Origin of the sequence: Rhizobium terricola (genome assembly GCF_012927355.1) — a bacterium.
In the GTDB taxonomy this organism is placed as follows: Bacteria; Pseudomonadota; Alphaproteobacteria; order Rhizobiales; family Rhizobiaceae; genus Allorhizobium; species Allorhizobium terricola.
On sequence record NZ_JABBGK010000001.1, the window covers coordinates 370,821 to 385,631 of the forward strand.

The window sequence follows — 14,811 nt, forward strand, 5'->3', positions numbered from 1 at the left end:
GCAACTACGCTATCGCACTCCCTAAAGGTGCTAGCTTGCTTTGGGCTTGCCTCATTGCGCGCATCGGGCTGTTGGTCGCGAAGCCCGCCGCTGCCCACCGGCCATGGAGCGGGAGGGCGTGGTCGGTGCCGTCCATTCCCTGGGAGGGGCGGGGCTGCTGGCGTCGGATGAAGACGCAAAACGTCGCAAACCTTAACCTGCGGTTAATGCGGTTTGGCTGCCTCCCCAGAAATTGTGGGGTTTCTGCTTGGCCTTGCAATGCCTTTACTTTGCCGGGACAGATTGACTGTGCACCGGTCTTGTCCTCGACGCATAATTCTTGCGATTGCACATCTCAATTTACAACTCTCGGGACCCGCCGTTAACCAAAAATTAGAACCTTCCAGACAAACATCAGCGCAAGTCATCTGCCGAAGTTGCGACATCTGAATGTGTCGGGGCAGATATTGGTGATCACGTCTTGCTGTGGCAGGATATTCATCGCCGCAAGCGTAGGAATCAGAGCCTGTTCGCGCTCTGAATGCATGATGCCTTCCCGCGTTCGGCTCTCGCGAGCCATGTTCCACCTCATGTTATTTGTGTCCGCCAGGACGCCCGAATGGTCGAAGCCAATGATGGCATGTCCGACGGGTAAATACCGCCAGCAGGTGCAGGATGCACCTGAGGTCGCGGGGGAAGGCCCTGGAGCCTTTCGTTTCGCGCCGGCAGGGGAATGACATCTGCAATTCGCAAACGTTAAAGGCGCGCGTTTATGGTCTCGATCATTTCTTCACTGACCGCCAACCAGGTCAAAGCTCTTTCCACGGCATCCATCGTTGCTCTCGACACCGAAGACATGGCGGCGCTTTCGTCCGACCAGATCAAGGTGCTCTCCTCCACGCAGGTCGCCGCTCTTGAGACGGTCGATCTCGCTGCGCTCAGCTCCACCCAGTTCAGCGCCGTCTCCGCAAGCGCGGTTGTCGGTCTGAGCGCAACCCAGCTCGCTGTCCTCGACGCCACCAAGATTGGCGCAATGGGCACCTCGCAGGTCGCAGCCCTCTCGTCTACCCAGATCGGCACCCTGACGACCACGCAGATTGCAGCCCTCACCACGACCCAGCTCGCCGCTCTCGGCTCCTCGGCCCTCTCGGCCCTCGGCACCGATGATATCGCGACCTTCTCGTCGACGGACCTTGCAGCGATCAGCTCGAAGGCCCTTTCCGGCCTTTCGACCGCGAACGTCGCGGCTCTGACCACCGCTCAGCTCGCCGGCCTGACCTCGACGCAGGTCGCCGGCCTCACCTCGACCCAGCTTGGCGCCATGACGACCACCCAGGTCGCCGCCCTTTCGACCGCCCAGGTCGCAGCGCTCAGCTCGGCCCAGGTTGCTGGTCTCTCCACCGCCAATGTCGCCGTCCTGACGACGGCCCAGATCGGCGCTCTCAGCTCCAAGGCAGTCGCTGCTCTGACGACCGCCCAGATCGGCGCCCTGTCGACGACGCAGGTTGCCGGGTTCACGACGGCCCAGATCGGCACGCTCGGCTCTGCCGCTATCGGTGCCCTCGGCACGGACGACATCGCCACCTTCGATGCAACCGAGATTGCTGCCATCGGCGCGAAGGCTGTTGCTGGTCTCGCAACCGCCACTGTTGCAGCACTCAGCACGGCCCAGGTCGGCGGTCTGACCTCCGCGCAGCTCGGTGCCCTGACCTCGACGCAGCTCGGCGCCATGACCACGACGCAGGTCGCGGCTCTCAGCACGACCCAGGTCGCTGCTCTCAGCTCCACCCAGGTTGCCGGCCTCAGCACCGCTGCCGTCGCCGCTCTCACCACCGGTCAGGTTGGTGCACTGAGCTCCAAGGCAGTCGCAGCACTGACCTCCGCCCAGGTCGGCGCACTGTCGACGACCCAGGTTGCAGCCCTGACCACCGGTCAGCTCGCAACCCTCAGCTCGACTTCGCTCGCTGCTCTCGGCACGGACGATATCGCCACCTTCGATTCGGCCGATATCGCGGCGATCAATGCCAAGTCGCTTGCCGGTCTCACGACCACTGCCGTTGCCGCCCTCTCCACCGCTCAGCTCGGTGGCCTGAGCTCGGCACAGGTCGCGGCTCTCAGCTCTGCGCAGATCGGTGCGCTGACGACCACGCAGGCTGCTGCACTTAGCACCACCCAGGTCGCCGCGCTCAGCTCCACCCAGGTCGCTGCCATCAGCACGGCCAACGTCGCAGTCCTGACGACTGCCCAGGTTGCCGCTCTCAGCTCCAAGGCTGTCGGCGCCCTGACCACCGCGCAGTTCGGTGCCCTGACAACGGCCCAGGCCCAGGCTCTGAGCCCGGCCCAAGTCGCAGCACTCGGTTCCGAAGACCTTGCCGCTCTCGGCACGGACGACATCGCCCTCTTCTCGACGGACGATATCGCCGCGATCAATTCCAAGGCGGTTGCCGGTCTCTCGACCGCAGCCGTGGCAGCTCTAACCACCGCGCAGGTTGCCGTCCTGACCACCAGCCAGGTCTCCGCCCTGACGTCGGCCCAGTTCGGAGCCCTGACCTCCACGCAGTTCGCGGCCTTCAGCTCCACACAGATCGGTGCGCTGAGCTCTGCGGCAATCGCAAGCCTCGGCACGGACGACGTCGCTACGTTGTCGTCGACAGATCTCGCCGCGATCAGCGCCAAGGCAATCGTCGGTCTCTCGACCGCCAACGTGGCAACGCTGACGTCCACCCAGCTCGCGGGCCTTGGCTCCGCGCAGGTTGCCGCTTTGACCTCCGGCCAGATCCAGGCACTCACCACCACTGCGGTGGCTGCTCTGACGACCACGCAGGTCGCGGCCCTGACCTCGACCCAGGCTGCTGCGCTCACGACCACGCAGCTCCAGAACATGACGACGACGCAGCTCGGAAGCCTGACCGCCAAGGCGATCTCCGGTTTCACCTCGACCCAGATCGATACCTTCAATACCGGACAGATCAATGGTTTCGGCACCACGCAGCTCGCCGCACTGACCTCCGTTCAGCTCGGCGCCCTGATGGCTGACGATATCGACACGTTCTCGTCGACCGATATCGCCGCCCTCAACGCCAAGGCGATTGCTGGCCTCACCACCGCAGCCATCGGTTCCTTCGATGCGACCCAGGTTGCGGCCCTGACTTCGGCACAGGTTGCTGCCCTGACATCGACCCAGGTTGCCGCTCTCACGACGACCCAGGTCGCCGCGTTCACCACGACGCAGGTCGCTGCCCTGACCTCGACCCAGGTTGCCGCATTCAGCACTGCTGCAGTTGCGGCTCTGACCACCGGTCAGGTCGCAGCACTGAGCTCCAAGGCCTTGGGCGCCATGACTTCTGCACAGGTCGGTGCGCTTTCGACGACCCAGGTTGCCGCATTGACCACCGGTCAGCTTGCAACCCTGAGCTCGACCTCGCTCGCCGCTCTCGGCACGGATGACATCGCGACCTTCGACTCGGCCGATATCGCCGCGATCAACTCCAAAGCTCTTGCCGGTCTTTCGACCGCCGCTGTTGCAGCGCTCACCACTGCCCAGCTTGGTGGCCTGACCTCGGCACAGGTCGCAGCTCTGAGCTCGACCCAGATCGGCGCACTCACGACCACGCTGGCCGCGGCCCTCAGCACGACGCAGGTCGCAGCCCTCAGCTCGACCCAGATTGCCGCTCTGAGCACCGCCAATGTCGCCGTCCTGACGACTGCACAGGTTGCTGCTCTCAGCTCCAAGGCTGTCGGCGCCCTGACCACCGCGCAGTTCACGGCTCTGACCACGGCTCAGGCCCAGGCGCTGACCCCGGCACAGGTTGCCGCGCTCGGTTCCGAAGACCTGGCCGCGCTCGGCACGGACGATCTGGCCCTGTTCTCGACCGCGGACATCGCTGCGATCAATGCCAAGGCGATCGCCGGTCTTTCGACCACTGCCGTCGCAGCTCTGAGCACCGCACAGGTCGCGGCCCTGACGACCGCACAGGTCGCCGGTCTGTCCTCGACCCAGTTCGCTGCCCTCGGCACGGCTCAGATCGACGCGATGAGCACGACCCAGATTGCGGCCCTCGGTTCGGCAGCGATCTCGCAGCTCGGCACCGATGATCTGGCAACCTTCAGCTCGACGGATATCGCCGCGATCAGCGCCAAGGCACTTGCTGCCCTGTCGACCACGAACGTCGCTGCCCTGACGACGGCGCAGATCGGCGGCCTGACCTCGACGCAGATCGGTGCTCTGACCTCGACCCAGATCGGTGCCCTGACGACGACCCAGTTCGGCGCACTGACCTCGACCCAGATCGGTCTCCTGACGACGAGCCAGGTTGCTGCTCTCAGCACCGCGAATGTCGCAGCGCTCACCACTGCGCAGATGGCGGGTCTCACCTCCGCTCAGGTTGGCGTCCTCAACTCGGCCCAGGTCGGCGCTCTGACGACCACCCAGGTTGGTGCGCTCACGACGGCTCAGATCGGCGCCATGGGTTCGGCGGCAATCGCCGCCCTCGGCACGGATGACCTGGCAACCTTCGCCTCGACGGATATCGCGGCGATCAGCACAAAGGCCATCGCCGGTCTGTCGACCGCGAACGTCGCAGCCCTGACGACGGCACAGCTGGCAGGTCTGAGTTCCGCTCAGGTTGCCCTGCTGAGCTCGACCCAGGTCGGCGCACTGACGACCACGCTGGTCGCAGGCCTCAGCACGGCCCAGGCTGCCGCGCTGACCTCGACCCAGGTCGCATCGCTGAGCACCGCAAACGTCGCGGTCCTGACCACCGCCCAGGTTGCTTCGCTCTCCGTCAAGGCGGTCGGTGCGATGACCACGGCCCAGATCGATGCGATGAGCACCGGTCAGGTCGAGGCTCTGACCTCGCTGCAGGTCGCGGCTCTCAACTCGGATGCGATCGCCGCACTGGCAACGACGGATCTGGTACTGTTCTCGACGGCCGACATCGCGGCGATCAGCTCGAAGGCGATCGGTGGTCTGGCTAGCGGTGACATCGCGGCTCTGACGACCGCGCAGATCCAGGCTTTCACGACCTCGCAGGTCCAGGCGATGAACGACGAGCAGACCGCCGCCATCATCGCCCGCTACTCGGCGATCTGATGCCGGTGGCGGGGTAACCCGCCGCCGCGTCACCTGACGTCGACACCAGAAATCGCGGCGCCCCTTTCGAGGGGCGCCGTTTTCATATGGGCAAGCCTCCTCATCGCGGCCAAGGGAACGGATGCGATCTCCCGGCTGGGAAACCACCTCGGCGGGGGAGGCTTTGGTCGCGTGAAGGGCCATCTGCGTCGTGCGCCATGGCCATGGACCAATCCGGCTTGGCGGTGGCGCTGCGCGTGAAGCTACTTGGCCGCCAATACGACCGGTCCCGAAACGGCGTCGGTGACGCCGAGCCCGTCGCCGAGATCCATCAGCGCATCCCGAAAAGTGTCGAGCGTGGCGATCATCAGGGGGCGTGCGGCGGCGAGCACGTCCATGTCGTCCCATTCCGCGACGATGCAGTATCGGCCTTCGCCGGTCCTGATGATGTTGGCATGGCGCAGGCCGGCCCAATCGCCGGCGATGTTTTTGTGGGCGGCGAGAAAGGTTTCCTCCATGCCCGGCTTGATCTTGAAGCGGACGATGTTGAACGCGGTCATTATTGCCTCCGGCCCGTGGGGTGGTGACTTGAATTCATACGATCGGCAGCCCCAAGAGTCGGGCAGTGAACCATGAGTATGGCTGCTTAAGGGCTCTGCATTGTGCTAATTTAGCACAATGCAGAATTCAGCAGAAGTGAAGTCTGCAAAGCGGGCGGCCGCGTCGGGATGCTAGGACGGGGTCGGATTCTACGCCGCCCTGGCCAGCGCGACGGCATCGGCGCCAGCCGGGAAATGGAGCTTTCCTGTCAGGTCGTTCGCCGCGGCCCAGACCGCCTCCGCGACGTCGGTCTCGCGGGTGGTCAGCGCCGGTTCCGCGAACGCCGTGAAGATGGGAGCAGCAAAGTCGGCGTATGCTTCGGGGATGAGATCTTCGACGCGCACCGAGGTGTTTTGGGCAAACCGGGTCGTTGGAGCGTATCCGGGCTCTACCAGCTTCACACCGATGTTGAAGTGGGCGAGTTCGTGGGAGAGGGAGCCCGTGAAGCCTTCGATCGCCTGCTTGCTCGCGGTGTAGGCGGCAGCGAGCGGCATGGGGGCCAGCGTAACGCTTGACGTGACGTTGAGAATCACGCCCGAGCGACGCTCGCGCATGCCGGGGATCACGGCCTGTGCCATGGCCATGGTGCCGAAGGTATTGGTTTCAAAGATCTTCCGTACATGGGCCATCGGCGTTGCTTCGAAAGCGCCGACGACGCCGATGCCGGCATTGTTGACCAGCACGTCGATCGGACCCGCTGCCTCGACGGCGGCGGCGATGCTGTCTTCGTCCGTGACGTCGAGCGCAAGCAGGCGCAGGTTCGGCGCGGCCGGCAGAAGGCCTTCCCTCGGGTTCCGCATGGTCGCAATGACATTCCACTGGCGGGCGAGGAAGTGGCGTGCGGTTTCCAGGCCGTAGCCCGACGAGGTGCCGGTAATCAAGATGGTCTTCATGGTTCGTCTCCTTTGACGTGTGTCTATGGGCCGAAACTAACGGTTGACTGTCGGACGTTCTACGATTGAACGTCCGCAATTGATTTGTTATCGTCCGAACATGATTGATCCTCTTTCGGATGTTATCGGTCTCCTGCGCCCGCAGACCGTGTTTACCAAGGGCATCAGCGGGGCGGGGCGCTGGGGCGTGCGCTATGGTGAGTTCGGCCATCCGAGCTTTGCCGTGGTGATCGAGGGGGGCTGTCGTCTGGCGGTCGACGGTCAGGCGGAACTGACCCTTGAGGCGGGGGACTTCGTGCTTCTGCCGAAAACGCCCGGGTTCACGATGTCCGGCTTCGAGAAGGTGGTCCCGGACTTCATCGATCCGCATGTCGCCGCACGCGCCACGGGTGAGGTACGCCACGGCCGGCAGGACGGGCCGCCGAGCGTCCGGTTGCTCGGCGGCTACTTCGTGTTCGGCAGCGAGGACGCCGATCTCCTGGTGTCACTGCTGCCGGAACAGGTTCATGTGCGTGGTGTCTCGCGCCTGTCGACGTTCGTCGCGTTCCTGATAGAGGAGGCGGCACTCGAGCGTCCGGGACGTGACCTCGTGTTGTCGCGCCTCGTCGAGATCCTGCTCGTCGAGGCGCTCAGGCTCAACCAGACGCCGCATGCTTCGGCGGGATTGCTGCGTGGACTGGCGGATCATCGGCTTGCGGAAGCGATCCGGCAGATGCATGCCGACCCCGCTCGCGCCTGGACGATGGCCGAGCTCGCCAAGGAGGCGGCTCTCTCGCGATCGACCTTCTTCGAACGCTTCACCCGCCATGTCGGCATGCCGCCGATGGAGTATCTGCTGGCATGGCGCATGGCGCTGGCAAAGGACCTGCTGCGCCGGGAGAATGTCGACATCGCGGAAGTGGCAGAAAGGGTCGGATACGGATCGGCCAGCACCTTCAGCACCGCCTTCAGCCGCCATGTCGGCCAACCGCCCGGCCGCTACGTTCGCGGGACGGGGGAGGCTTCGGCGGCCGGCTGACTTCGTGCCTCCATCGGCGTCATCAGGCAGACCTAGAGGCCGGGTTCTGATGACGCTGGGCCAGCCACCAGTCGGCAGTACGTCTGACGCCTTCCTGGTTCGATATGCGGCTCGGTCCGCAAATCTTCTCGATCGGCGTGGTATCGAAGACGTATTCCGTCAGCATGTTGTCGAGGCGAGTGCTGTTGAGGGGCATCTTCCTCATCCCGAGGAACGCCGCGATGTCGCCGACCTTGGCAAGGGAAACTGCGATCGCCCTGGGCAACGTGGGTATCGATGCGCCGAGCCGTTGTGCGAAACCGTCGCACCATTCCCTCAGTTCTATGGGCTGGCTGTCGGCGGCATAGAGGGTTCTTCGGTGCAAAAGTGCCGGGTCTGCCGTGCCCAGGCCCTCCAATTGGTGGGTCAGGTTGTCGATATACGAATACGACTTGTAGACAGGATTGCGCCCGACGTGAAAATAGAGACCTCTCTGGATCATCGACAGCAGCCTGAGATAGTGGGGGCTCATGCCGGGTCCCCAGACCGTGGTGGGGCGGATGACAACCCACTCTTTCCCGCCTCCGTCATTGGCGCGGACGATGTTCTCACCTTCCATCTTGCTCATTCCGTATTCGCCGACCGGGTCGTAGTCGTCATCGCTGGTGGGGATGTAACCCGGACGGTTGACGAGTTGCGATGACAGCCAGACGACCCGCCTGACGCTACCGCTCTGCGCCACGGCGTGTACCAGGTTCGAGACCCCGACGGTGTTCGCGTCGTAGGTCGCGCCTGGGGCGAAGGCGGCAAGATCGGTCTGTGACGCAAGATTGTAGACAAGCTCGGGTTGGAATTCCTCGATTGCTTGCGAGATGCTGGCGGGGTTGGTGATGTCGCCGACGATTCCGTTCGACGTCCGTCTGCGGCTGAAGCCGATTGCGACATGACCTTTTTCTTGCAGTCTGCGGATCAGAGCAGACCCCAGGAATCCTGAGCCGCCAGTGACGAGAACGCGCATAGAGAGCCTCCATTTCCAGATGCTGGAAAACGCAGGCGGGCACGGTTGGTTCCCGTGCTATTTCTGATTGTCTTCGGCTGGCCTCGGCGTGGAAGGAAGCTGGAAGGCTTGCAGGCCGCTCCCGGTTACCAGCGAGACGGGAACTGTGGTTTCGCTCCCAGCCGGGTGCGCTTCACGTCGAAGTTCACACATCGACAAAAGATCCCGGTGGATCTTCCGGGCGGTCAGGTTGGTTTGAAGACGCACCACAGGCGAGCAGCGCCGAGGCTACCTTCGCGCCGCACCAACGCTCGCAAATGTTTCCTCGACATATGGAAAATGGCGCACCGGGCATGCGTGATAGGCGCAATTCCATCCCAAGAATAAGTCTAAAAATATCAATTTCAATAATTTAATCTAGCCTCCGTCCGTCCATGCGTTTGGCGATGTGGACTCCAAGCGGCCCAAATGTGGACCTAATCAAACCTTATCACGATGGAGTCTTCACGCAGCACGGTTAGTCGATGCCTATAGCTCTGCATCAAGTTCGATCGATCTAATGTATGGGCGGAGGTCCGTAGCTCGAATTAAGTTGCCTTTCCCGTGAATTCGAAACGTCAGCTTGTGTGGCCGCTGGTTGTCGATGAGTTCGAATCGAAGGCGTTCATTCGTCAAGGTTACATTGACACGGGGCGCAGCCCTCATAACCGCTGCGAAGTACATTGTGTACACACCAAGTCTATTTGGGCCGACGACCACGATCTGATTGCCGCCATCTCCTTGTACATATGCCAGCTCTGCTTCGTGTTTGCCGATCCGCTGTCGTGGAAAGAGCGAGGGCGGAGCAGCATATACAAAATGATCTGGTGAGGGGGCTGGCACATTAAGTGTCACCGGGTGGATGAACAGCGCGAAACCGGAGAAGTCGTAGCGAACCCCTTCTGCGGCATCGAAGTTATTGGGCGTGAACGTTACGCCTACTTCGAAACGGTCTGAACCCTCTACTGGGACAAGGCAATCGACAGCAGGATCAATTGTTTGCTCAAACGTGTCCAACAGAGAGCAGGATGGAACTGAAACGACTAACACGCTATTCGGCGCCGTAATGTCCACAAGAGGCTCAAAGAAGCTTGGGGGAACTGAGATTAGCCCATGGTAGTTAACTCTACCGGTGGTGTGGTACGAAAGCTTTCTAGGTGCCTTTGGCTGCACTATTGGCGAATATGAGGTTTCGCCGGATCTTCGAGTTAGTTTAGTGACTTGTTCCGGAGGGCTCCTGTCGACGGAGACATAAACAGATCCGTCATATTCTTGCTGGATATCTAAAAAGCGATAAATTTTGTTTTTGTGCTCTAGAAGTAATTTCATCGTTCATTTTCCGTTCAAATCGTCTCCTAGAATAAAATCATACCAAGAAAGAGCGTCGTCTCTGCATGAAGCTCAATCGCCCCATCAGTGTGACACCTTCGTGCGGAACACATGTGTAGCAAACGGATACCGCTAAGGTCTTCGAACCCTAGAGCTTTTCTTTGATCTTGAACGCAAAAATGAAAGCTTGGCGCACCCGACAGGATTCGAACCTGTGACCTTTGGAATCGGAATCCAACACTCTATCCAGCTGAGCTACGGGTGCATCCGGCGGCGCGTTCTGTGACTCGCCTGCGAGCTGTTCGGCGGTCATAGCGCAGACTTTGATCCGCATCAATGCGGAAAATGTGCAATCGGCGAGACTAGGCTTGCGGGCTGCTTTTGTCTGTCCGTCCGCGCATCAACGATCTGTGCGGACAGGCTCGGCGATGTCTCTTGTGCACCTGCGAAGGCAAGGTTGGAGTTTTCCGTGGGCGACGAGCGTCGAAATGGTCGACTTTCGTCGTTGTTGGTGCCCGGATCCCTTGTATGGCAGGGGCAATGGTATAATAGGATGCGCGAAATTCGGTGATTTCGCACTGCAAAACTAGAGGCGGCGCGCCGATTCGGGGGAAACGGAAACATGAACAGCCATAACATGCCGACGGACAGCATCGCGGAGCCGGCGGAGGCATCGGACGGCCTCGATCATTCGATGATCGAGGATGCGGTCGGCTATCGTCTGCGGCGGGCGCAGCTTTCGGTGTTCCAGGCGTTCAACGAGGCCTTTTCCTCCAAGGGGCTCAGGCCGACCGACTTTGCCGTGCTGCTGCTGCTCACCCGCAACCAGGGCGCCAAGCAGAGCGAAGTGGCCGAGGCGCTCGGCATCCAGCGCGCCAACTTCGTCGCCATCGTCGACGGCCTGGAGGCCAAGGGCTTCGTCGAGCGGCGAAAGTCCGAACTCGACCGTCGCGTCCAGTCGCTCCACATCACCGATGCCGGACTGACCTATCTCAACGAACTGATGCCGATCTGGCAGGAACACGAGGAGCGGCTTCTTGCCCGCCTTGGCGGCCGTCAGGCTCGCGACCAGCTGATTACGCTGCTCGACCGTCTCTACGACTGAGCGCGGCTATCCGAGCCGCTTGAGGGCTTCGTCGATCAGCAGGTTGGCGATTTTCATGCGCGCGGTCGCCTTGTCGCGGAAATCCGCAGGATGACGGTCCGGGTGATTGTCGCGGGCAAAGGCGCGGCGCCTTTCGGCAAGGCTCTGCCGGTCGTCGCTTTCGGTGATGCCGAGGTCTTCAGCGATTTCCTCGATCGTCAGGCGCAGCAGATGGGTGGGGATCACCGGCGGTTCGTTCACCGCGGCGCGCTCGTCCGGCATCAGGGCGAGATAGGCGTCCATGAGAGTGGCGGAGACCGGTGCTTGGTCGATGCTCTCCGCGACGAAGCCGGCGGAGAGGCCGGAGACCCGATAGACCGGCGGTCCGGGCTCCTCCACTTCATCCTCGGCCTCTTCGGCAAGACGCTCGACGACCGACTGAAAGATTGATTTCCCGAAAAGCATCCGCCGCTCCGTGCATCGAGGGGCGACAAGAGCACGGCAACGTGGTGCCGGGCTTGCGGGGCCCTATTCGTCCGGTCGGAGAGGGTAGCAGGCAGCAAGGGGTACCGGCCGGGGCCGACGTGGTCAACTCTGGCTCTGCGACTGGCTCTGGCTGCGGGATTCGACCACCACGCTGACCCGGAGGTCCTCACCGGCGGCGCCGATCCGCATGCCGGAAACGGGGGCTGCGTCAGCATAGCAGAGGCCGGTCGCAATCCGCACGTAGCGCGCGTCGGGGCAGTGGTTGTTGGCCGCGTCGAAGCCGACCCAGCCGAGGCCGGGCAGGTGGACTTCGGCCCAGGCATGGCTTGCCGACTGCTCGACCGCGTCGTCCATCTTGAGATAGCCGGAGACGTAGCGGGCCGGGATCGCCATGGTCCGGGCGGCCGCGATCATCGCATGGGCATGGTCCTGGCAGACGCCGTGGCCGGCTTCCAGCGCCTGTTCGGCGGTGGTCTCGCTGTCGGTCTTGCCCGGGCGATAGGCGATCGCCTTGTGGAGCGTCTCCATCAGGTCGTGCATGCGCGACAGCGGGTCCTCGCCGGAAAGGTCTTTCACGACGTCTCGGACGAGCTTGCCCGCGCGGGTCCGCGGCGTGTCGCGCAGGAAGAGCCAGAGCGGCGTGAAGCCGACATGCGGACCGTAGACGCCGGCGAGATCCTCGGTCACGACCTCGCCGCAGGCCTGGATGCAGACCTCGTGGCTTTCGCCTTCGGTCGAGACGAGGTGTATGTGATTGCCGAAATGGTCGTTGAAGCCGGCCTCGACGGTTGCCCCGTCGACCGTGATGTTCCAGCTGACCACGTGCTGGCCGGGGCCGCTTCGCGGCGTCAGCCTCAGCCGCTGCAGCGAATAGAGGACCGGCGCCTCGTAGCGATAGTGGGTGGTATGGGTGATCTTCAGCCGCATGATCTTCTGTCCGTGCTCGCCCGCCTCAGCTGTAGAAGCGATAGCCCTCGGTGATTTCCTGGCCCAGCTTGTTGTTGCGGGCGATGAAGGTGTCGAGGAATTCGTGCAGTCCCTGGTCCATGATCTGGCCGACCGTGGTCGAATGCAGCGACTTCTGCACGGCTTCCGCCGTGTCGTGGGCCGCCAGCCGTTCGCCATAGTCCTTGGCGATGTAGCCGAGATTGCTGACGATCTTCTCGTAGGAATAGGCGAGCGAGCGCGGCATCTGGCCGTTGAGGATCAGGAAGTCGGCGATGTTGGCGGCGCGGTATTCGCCGTCATACATCCAGCGGTAGGAGCGGTGCGCGGAGACCGAGCGCAGGATCGATTCCCACTGCATGTTGTCGAGCGAGGAGCCGACATGGGTGATCGCCGGCAGCAGCACATAGTATTTCACGTCGAGGATGCGACTGGTGTTGTCGGCGCGCTCGATGAAGGTGCCGATGCGGGCGAAGTTGTAGATCTCGTTGCGGAGCATCGAGCCGTGGAAGGCGCCGCGGATCAGGGCGGCGCGGCGCTTGACCGTCTCGATCACCTCCGGCAGGTCGGCCGATTTCAGCTTGCGGGCGAGCATCTGCTTGAGCTCGATCCAGCATTCGTTGGTGGCTTCCCAGGTTTCCCGGGTGAGAGCGGTCCTCACCATGCGGGCATTGTTGCGCGCCGATTCGATGCAGGACATCACACTCGACGGATTGGCGAGGTCGCGCAGCAGGAAGTCGATGGCGTCCGAGGCGGTCACCTTGGAATGGGTTGCGAGAAACGGCTCGCGCACGTCGGCGCTCATCAGCACGGCGCCCCAGTCGTCGTCATTGGCGGCGCTGCGGGTCAGCTGCATGCGCAGTCCCGCATCGACGAGGCGGGCAATGTTTTCGGCCCGCTCGATGTAGCGGAACATCCAGTAGAGGCCGTTGGCAGTTCTTCCGAGCATGACCATCCGTCAGTCCTCCAGTACCCATGTGTCCTTGGTGCCGCCACCCTGGCTGGAATTGACCACAAGCGAGCCCTGTTTCAGGGCGACGCGGGTCAGCCCGCCGGGGATGATCTGCACCTTGTCGGAGACGAGGACGTAAGGGCGAAGGTCGACGTGGCGCGGCGCGATGCCCTTGTTGACCAGGATCGGCACGGTCGAGAGCGAGAGCGTCGGCTGGGCGATGTAGTTGTTCGGCCGGGCTTTCAGCTTTTCGGCGAAGGTGGCGCGCTCCTTCTTCGAGGCGGTCGGGCCGACCAGCATGCCGTAGCCGCCGGAACCGTGGACTTCCTTGACCACCAGTTCTTCCAGATGCTCCAGCACGTATTTCAGGCTGTCGGCCTCGGAACAGCGCCAGGTCGGCACGTTTTCGAGAAGCGCCTTGCGGCCGGTGTAGAATTCGACGATCTCTGGCATGTAGGAATAGATCGCCTTGTCGTCGGAAATGCCGGTGCCGGGGGCATTGGCGATGGTGATGTTGCCGGCGCGATAGACGTCCATGATGCCGGGCACGCCGAGGCAGCTGTCGGGGCGGAAGGTCAGCGGGTCGAGGAAGTCGTCGTCGACGCGGCGATACAGCACGTCGATCGCCTCGTAGCCGCGGGTGGTGCGCATCTTGACCTTGCCGTCGATGACGCGGAGGTCCGAACCCTCGACCAGTTCCACGCCCATCATGTCGGCGAGGAAGGAGTGTTCGTAATAGGCGGAGTTGTAGATGCCGGGGGTCAGGACCGCGACGCGCGGCTTGCCCTTGCAGCCGGGAGGGGCGAGCGAGGCGAGCGACTGGCGCAGCAGATAGGGGTAGTCCTCGACGCGCTGCACCTTGTTGAGCTGGAACAGCTCCGGGAACATCTGCATCATGGTTTCCCGGTTTTCCAGCATGTAGCTGACGCCGGAGGGCGTGCGGGCATTGTCTTCCAGCACGTAGAACTGGTCTTCGCCGGTGCGCACGATGTCGGTGCCGACGATGTGGGTATAGACGCCGCCCGGTGGGCGAAAACCGATCATTTCCGGCAGGAAGGCGACGTTCTTCTCGATCAGTTCGCGCGGAATGCGGCCGGCCTTGATGATCTCCTGCTTGTGGTAGATGTCATCGAGGAAGGCGTTGAGCGCGAGAACGCGCTGTTCGATCCCCTGGGCGAGGCGGCGCCACTCCCGGCCGGAGATGATTCTCGGAATGATGTCGAAGGGAATGAGCTTTTCGGAGGAGTCCTCGTGGCCATAGACCGCGAAGGTGATGCCGGTCTTTCTGAAGATGTTTTCCGCGTCTCTGGACTTTGCAATCAGTCGGGCCGGATCCTGATGGGAGTACCAGTCGTGGTAGTTCTGGTAGGGCACGCGCGGACTGCTGTCCGCGTTCATCATTTCATCAAATGCCAACGGCGCCATCCCCTGTTTTTTGC

At 62.6% G+C, this 14,811-nt stretch carries 11 protein-coding genes and 1 tRNA gene; 3 read left to right on the plus strand and 9 right to left on the minus strand.

The genetic code is table 11. The annotated features are described in order from the left end of the window. Positions 1–751 precede the first annotated feature (751 nt). A complete protein-coding gene (locus HHL25_RS01675) occupies positions 752–5,071 on the plus strand; it encodes a beta strand repeat-containing protein (protein WP_169586636.1) in 4,320 nt (1,439 codons plus the stop codon). Between the two features lie 242 nt (positions 5,072–5,313). Here HHL25_RS01675 and HHL25_RS01680 read toward each other — a convergent pair whose 3' ends face one another. Both HHL25_RS01680 and HHL25_RS01685 read right to left on the minus strand, forming a co-directional pair. Beyond that, positions 5,314–5,610, minus strand: a complete 297-nt coding sequence (locus tag HHL25_RS01680; RefSeq protein ID WP_169586638.1) for an antibiotic biosynthesis monooxygenase — start codon at positions 5,608–5,610, stop codon at positions 5,314–5,316. 189 nt (positions 5,611–5,799) lie between these two features. Continuing rightward, entirely contained in the window at positions 5,800–6,543 is a 744-nt protein-coding gene (locus HHL25_RS01685; RefSeq protein ID WP_169586640.1) for an SDR family oxidoreductase, read from the minus strand. A 100-nt stretch (positions 6,544–6,643) separates the two neighbouring features. On the opposite strand from HHL25_RS01685, the gene HHL25_RS01690 reads away from it, so the two are divergent. After that, positions 6,644–7,561 (plus strand): AraC family transcriptional regulator, encoded by a 918-nt coding sequence (locus HHL25_RS01690; RefSeq protein ID WP_169586642.1) that lies wholly within the window; start codon positions 6,644–6,646, stop codon positions 7,559–7,561. Between the two features lie 22 nt (positions 7,562–7,583). Here HHL25_RS01690 and HHL25_RS01695 read toward each other — a convergent pair whose 3' ends face one another. From HHL25_RS01695 to HHL25_RS01705, 3 genes are all read right to left on the minus strand, one after another. After that, positions 7,584–8,558, minus strand: a complete 975-nt coding sequence (locus HHL25_RS01695; protein ID WP_169586644.1) for an NAD-dependent epimerase/dehydratase family protein — start codon at positions 8,556–8,558, stop codon at positions 7,584–7,586. A 507-nt stretch (positions 8,559–9,065) separates the two neighbouring features. Continuing rightward, positions 9,066–9,905, minus strand: a complete 840-nt coding sequence (locus tag HHL25_RS01700) for a hypothetical protein (RefSeq protein WP_169586645.1) — start codon at positions 9,903–9,905, stop codon at positions 9,066–9,068. Positions 9,906–10,093: 188 nt separating this feature from the next. Beyond that, positions 10,094–10,170, minus strand: a tRNA-Arg gene (locus tag HHL25_RS01705). 357 nt (positions 10,171–10,527) lie between these two features. Here HHL25_RS01705 and HHL25_RS01710 point away from each other — a divergent pair. Beyond that, on the plus strand, positions 10,528–11,010 hold the full coding sequence (locus HHL25_RS01710) for a MarR family winged helix-turn-helix transcriptional regulator (protein ID WP_169586647.1): 483 nt from the start codon (positions 10,528–10,530) through the stop codon (positions 11,008–11,010). A 6-nt stretch (positions 11,011–11,016) separates the two neighbouring features. Here HHL25_RS01710 and HHL25_RS01715 read toward each other — a convergent pair whose 3' ends face one another. From HHL25_RS01715 to HHL25_RS01730, 4 genes are all read right to left on the minus strand, one after another. Then, on the minus strand, positions 11,017–11,454 hold the full coding sequence (locus HHL25_RS01715; protein WP_169586649.1) for a hypothetical protein: 438 nt from the start codon (positions 11,452–11,454) through the stop codon (positions 11,017–11,019). A gap of 123 nt (positions 11,455–11,577) precedes the next feature. Beyond that, complete coding sequence (locus tag HHL25_RS01720) at positions 11,578–12,402, minus strand: transglutaminase family protein (protein WP_169586651.1); 825 nt, start codon at positions 12,400–12,402, stop codon at positions 11,578–11,580. 25 nt (positions 12,403–12,427) lie between these two features. Continuing rightward, a complete protein-coding gene (locus HHL25_RS01725) occupies positions 12,428–13,369 on the minus strand; it encodes an alpha-E domain-containing protein (RefSeq protein WP_169586653.1) in 942 nt (313 codons plus the stop codon). 9 nt (positions 13,370–13,378) lie between these two features. Further along, the gene (locus HHL25_RS01730; RefSeq protein ID WP_169586655.1) at positions 13,379–14,788 is read right to left on the minus strand and encodes a circularly permuted type 2 ATP-grasp protein; all 1,410 of its coding nucleotides are present in this window, start codon (positions 14,786–14,788) and stop codon (positions 13,379–13,381) included. Positions 14,789–14,811: the final 23 nt, after the last annotated feature.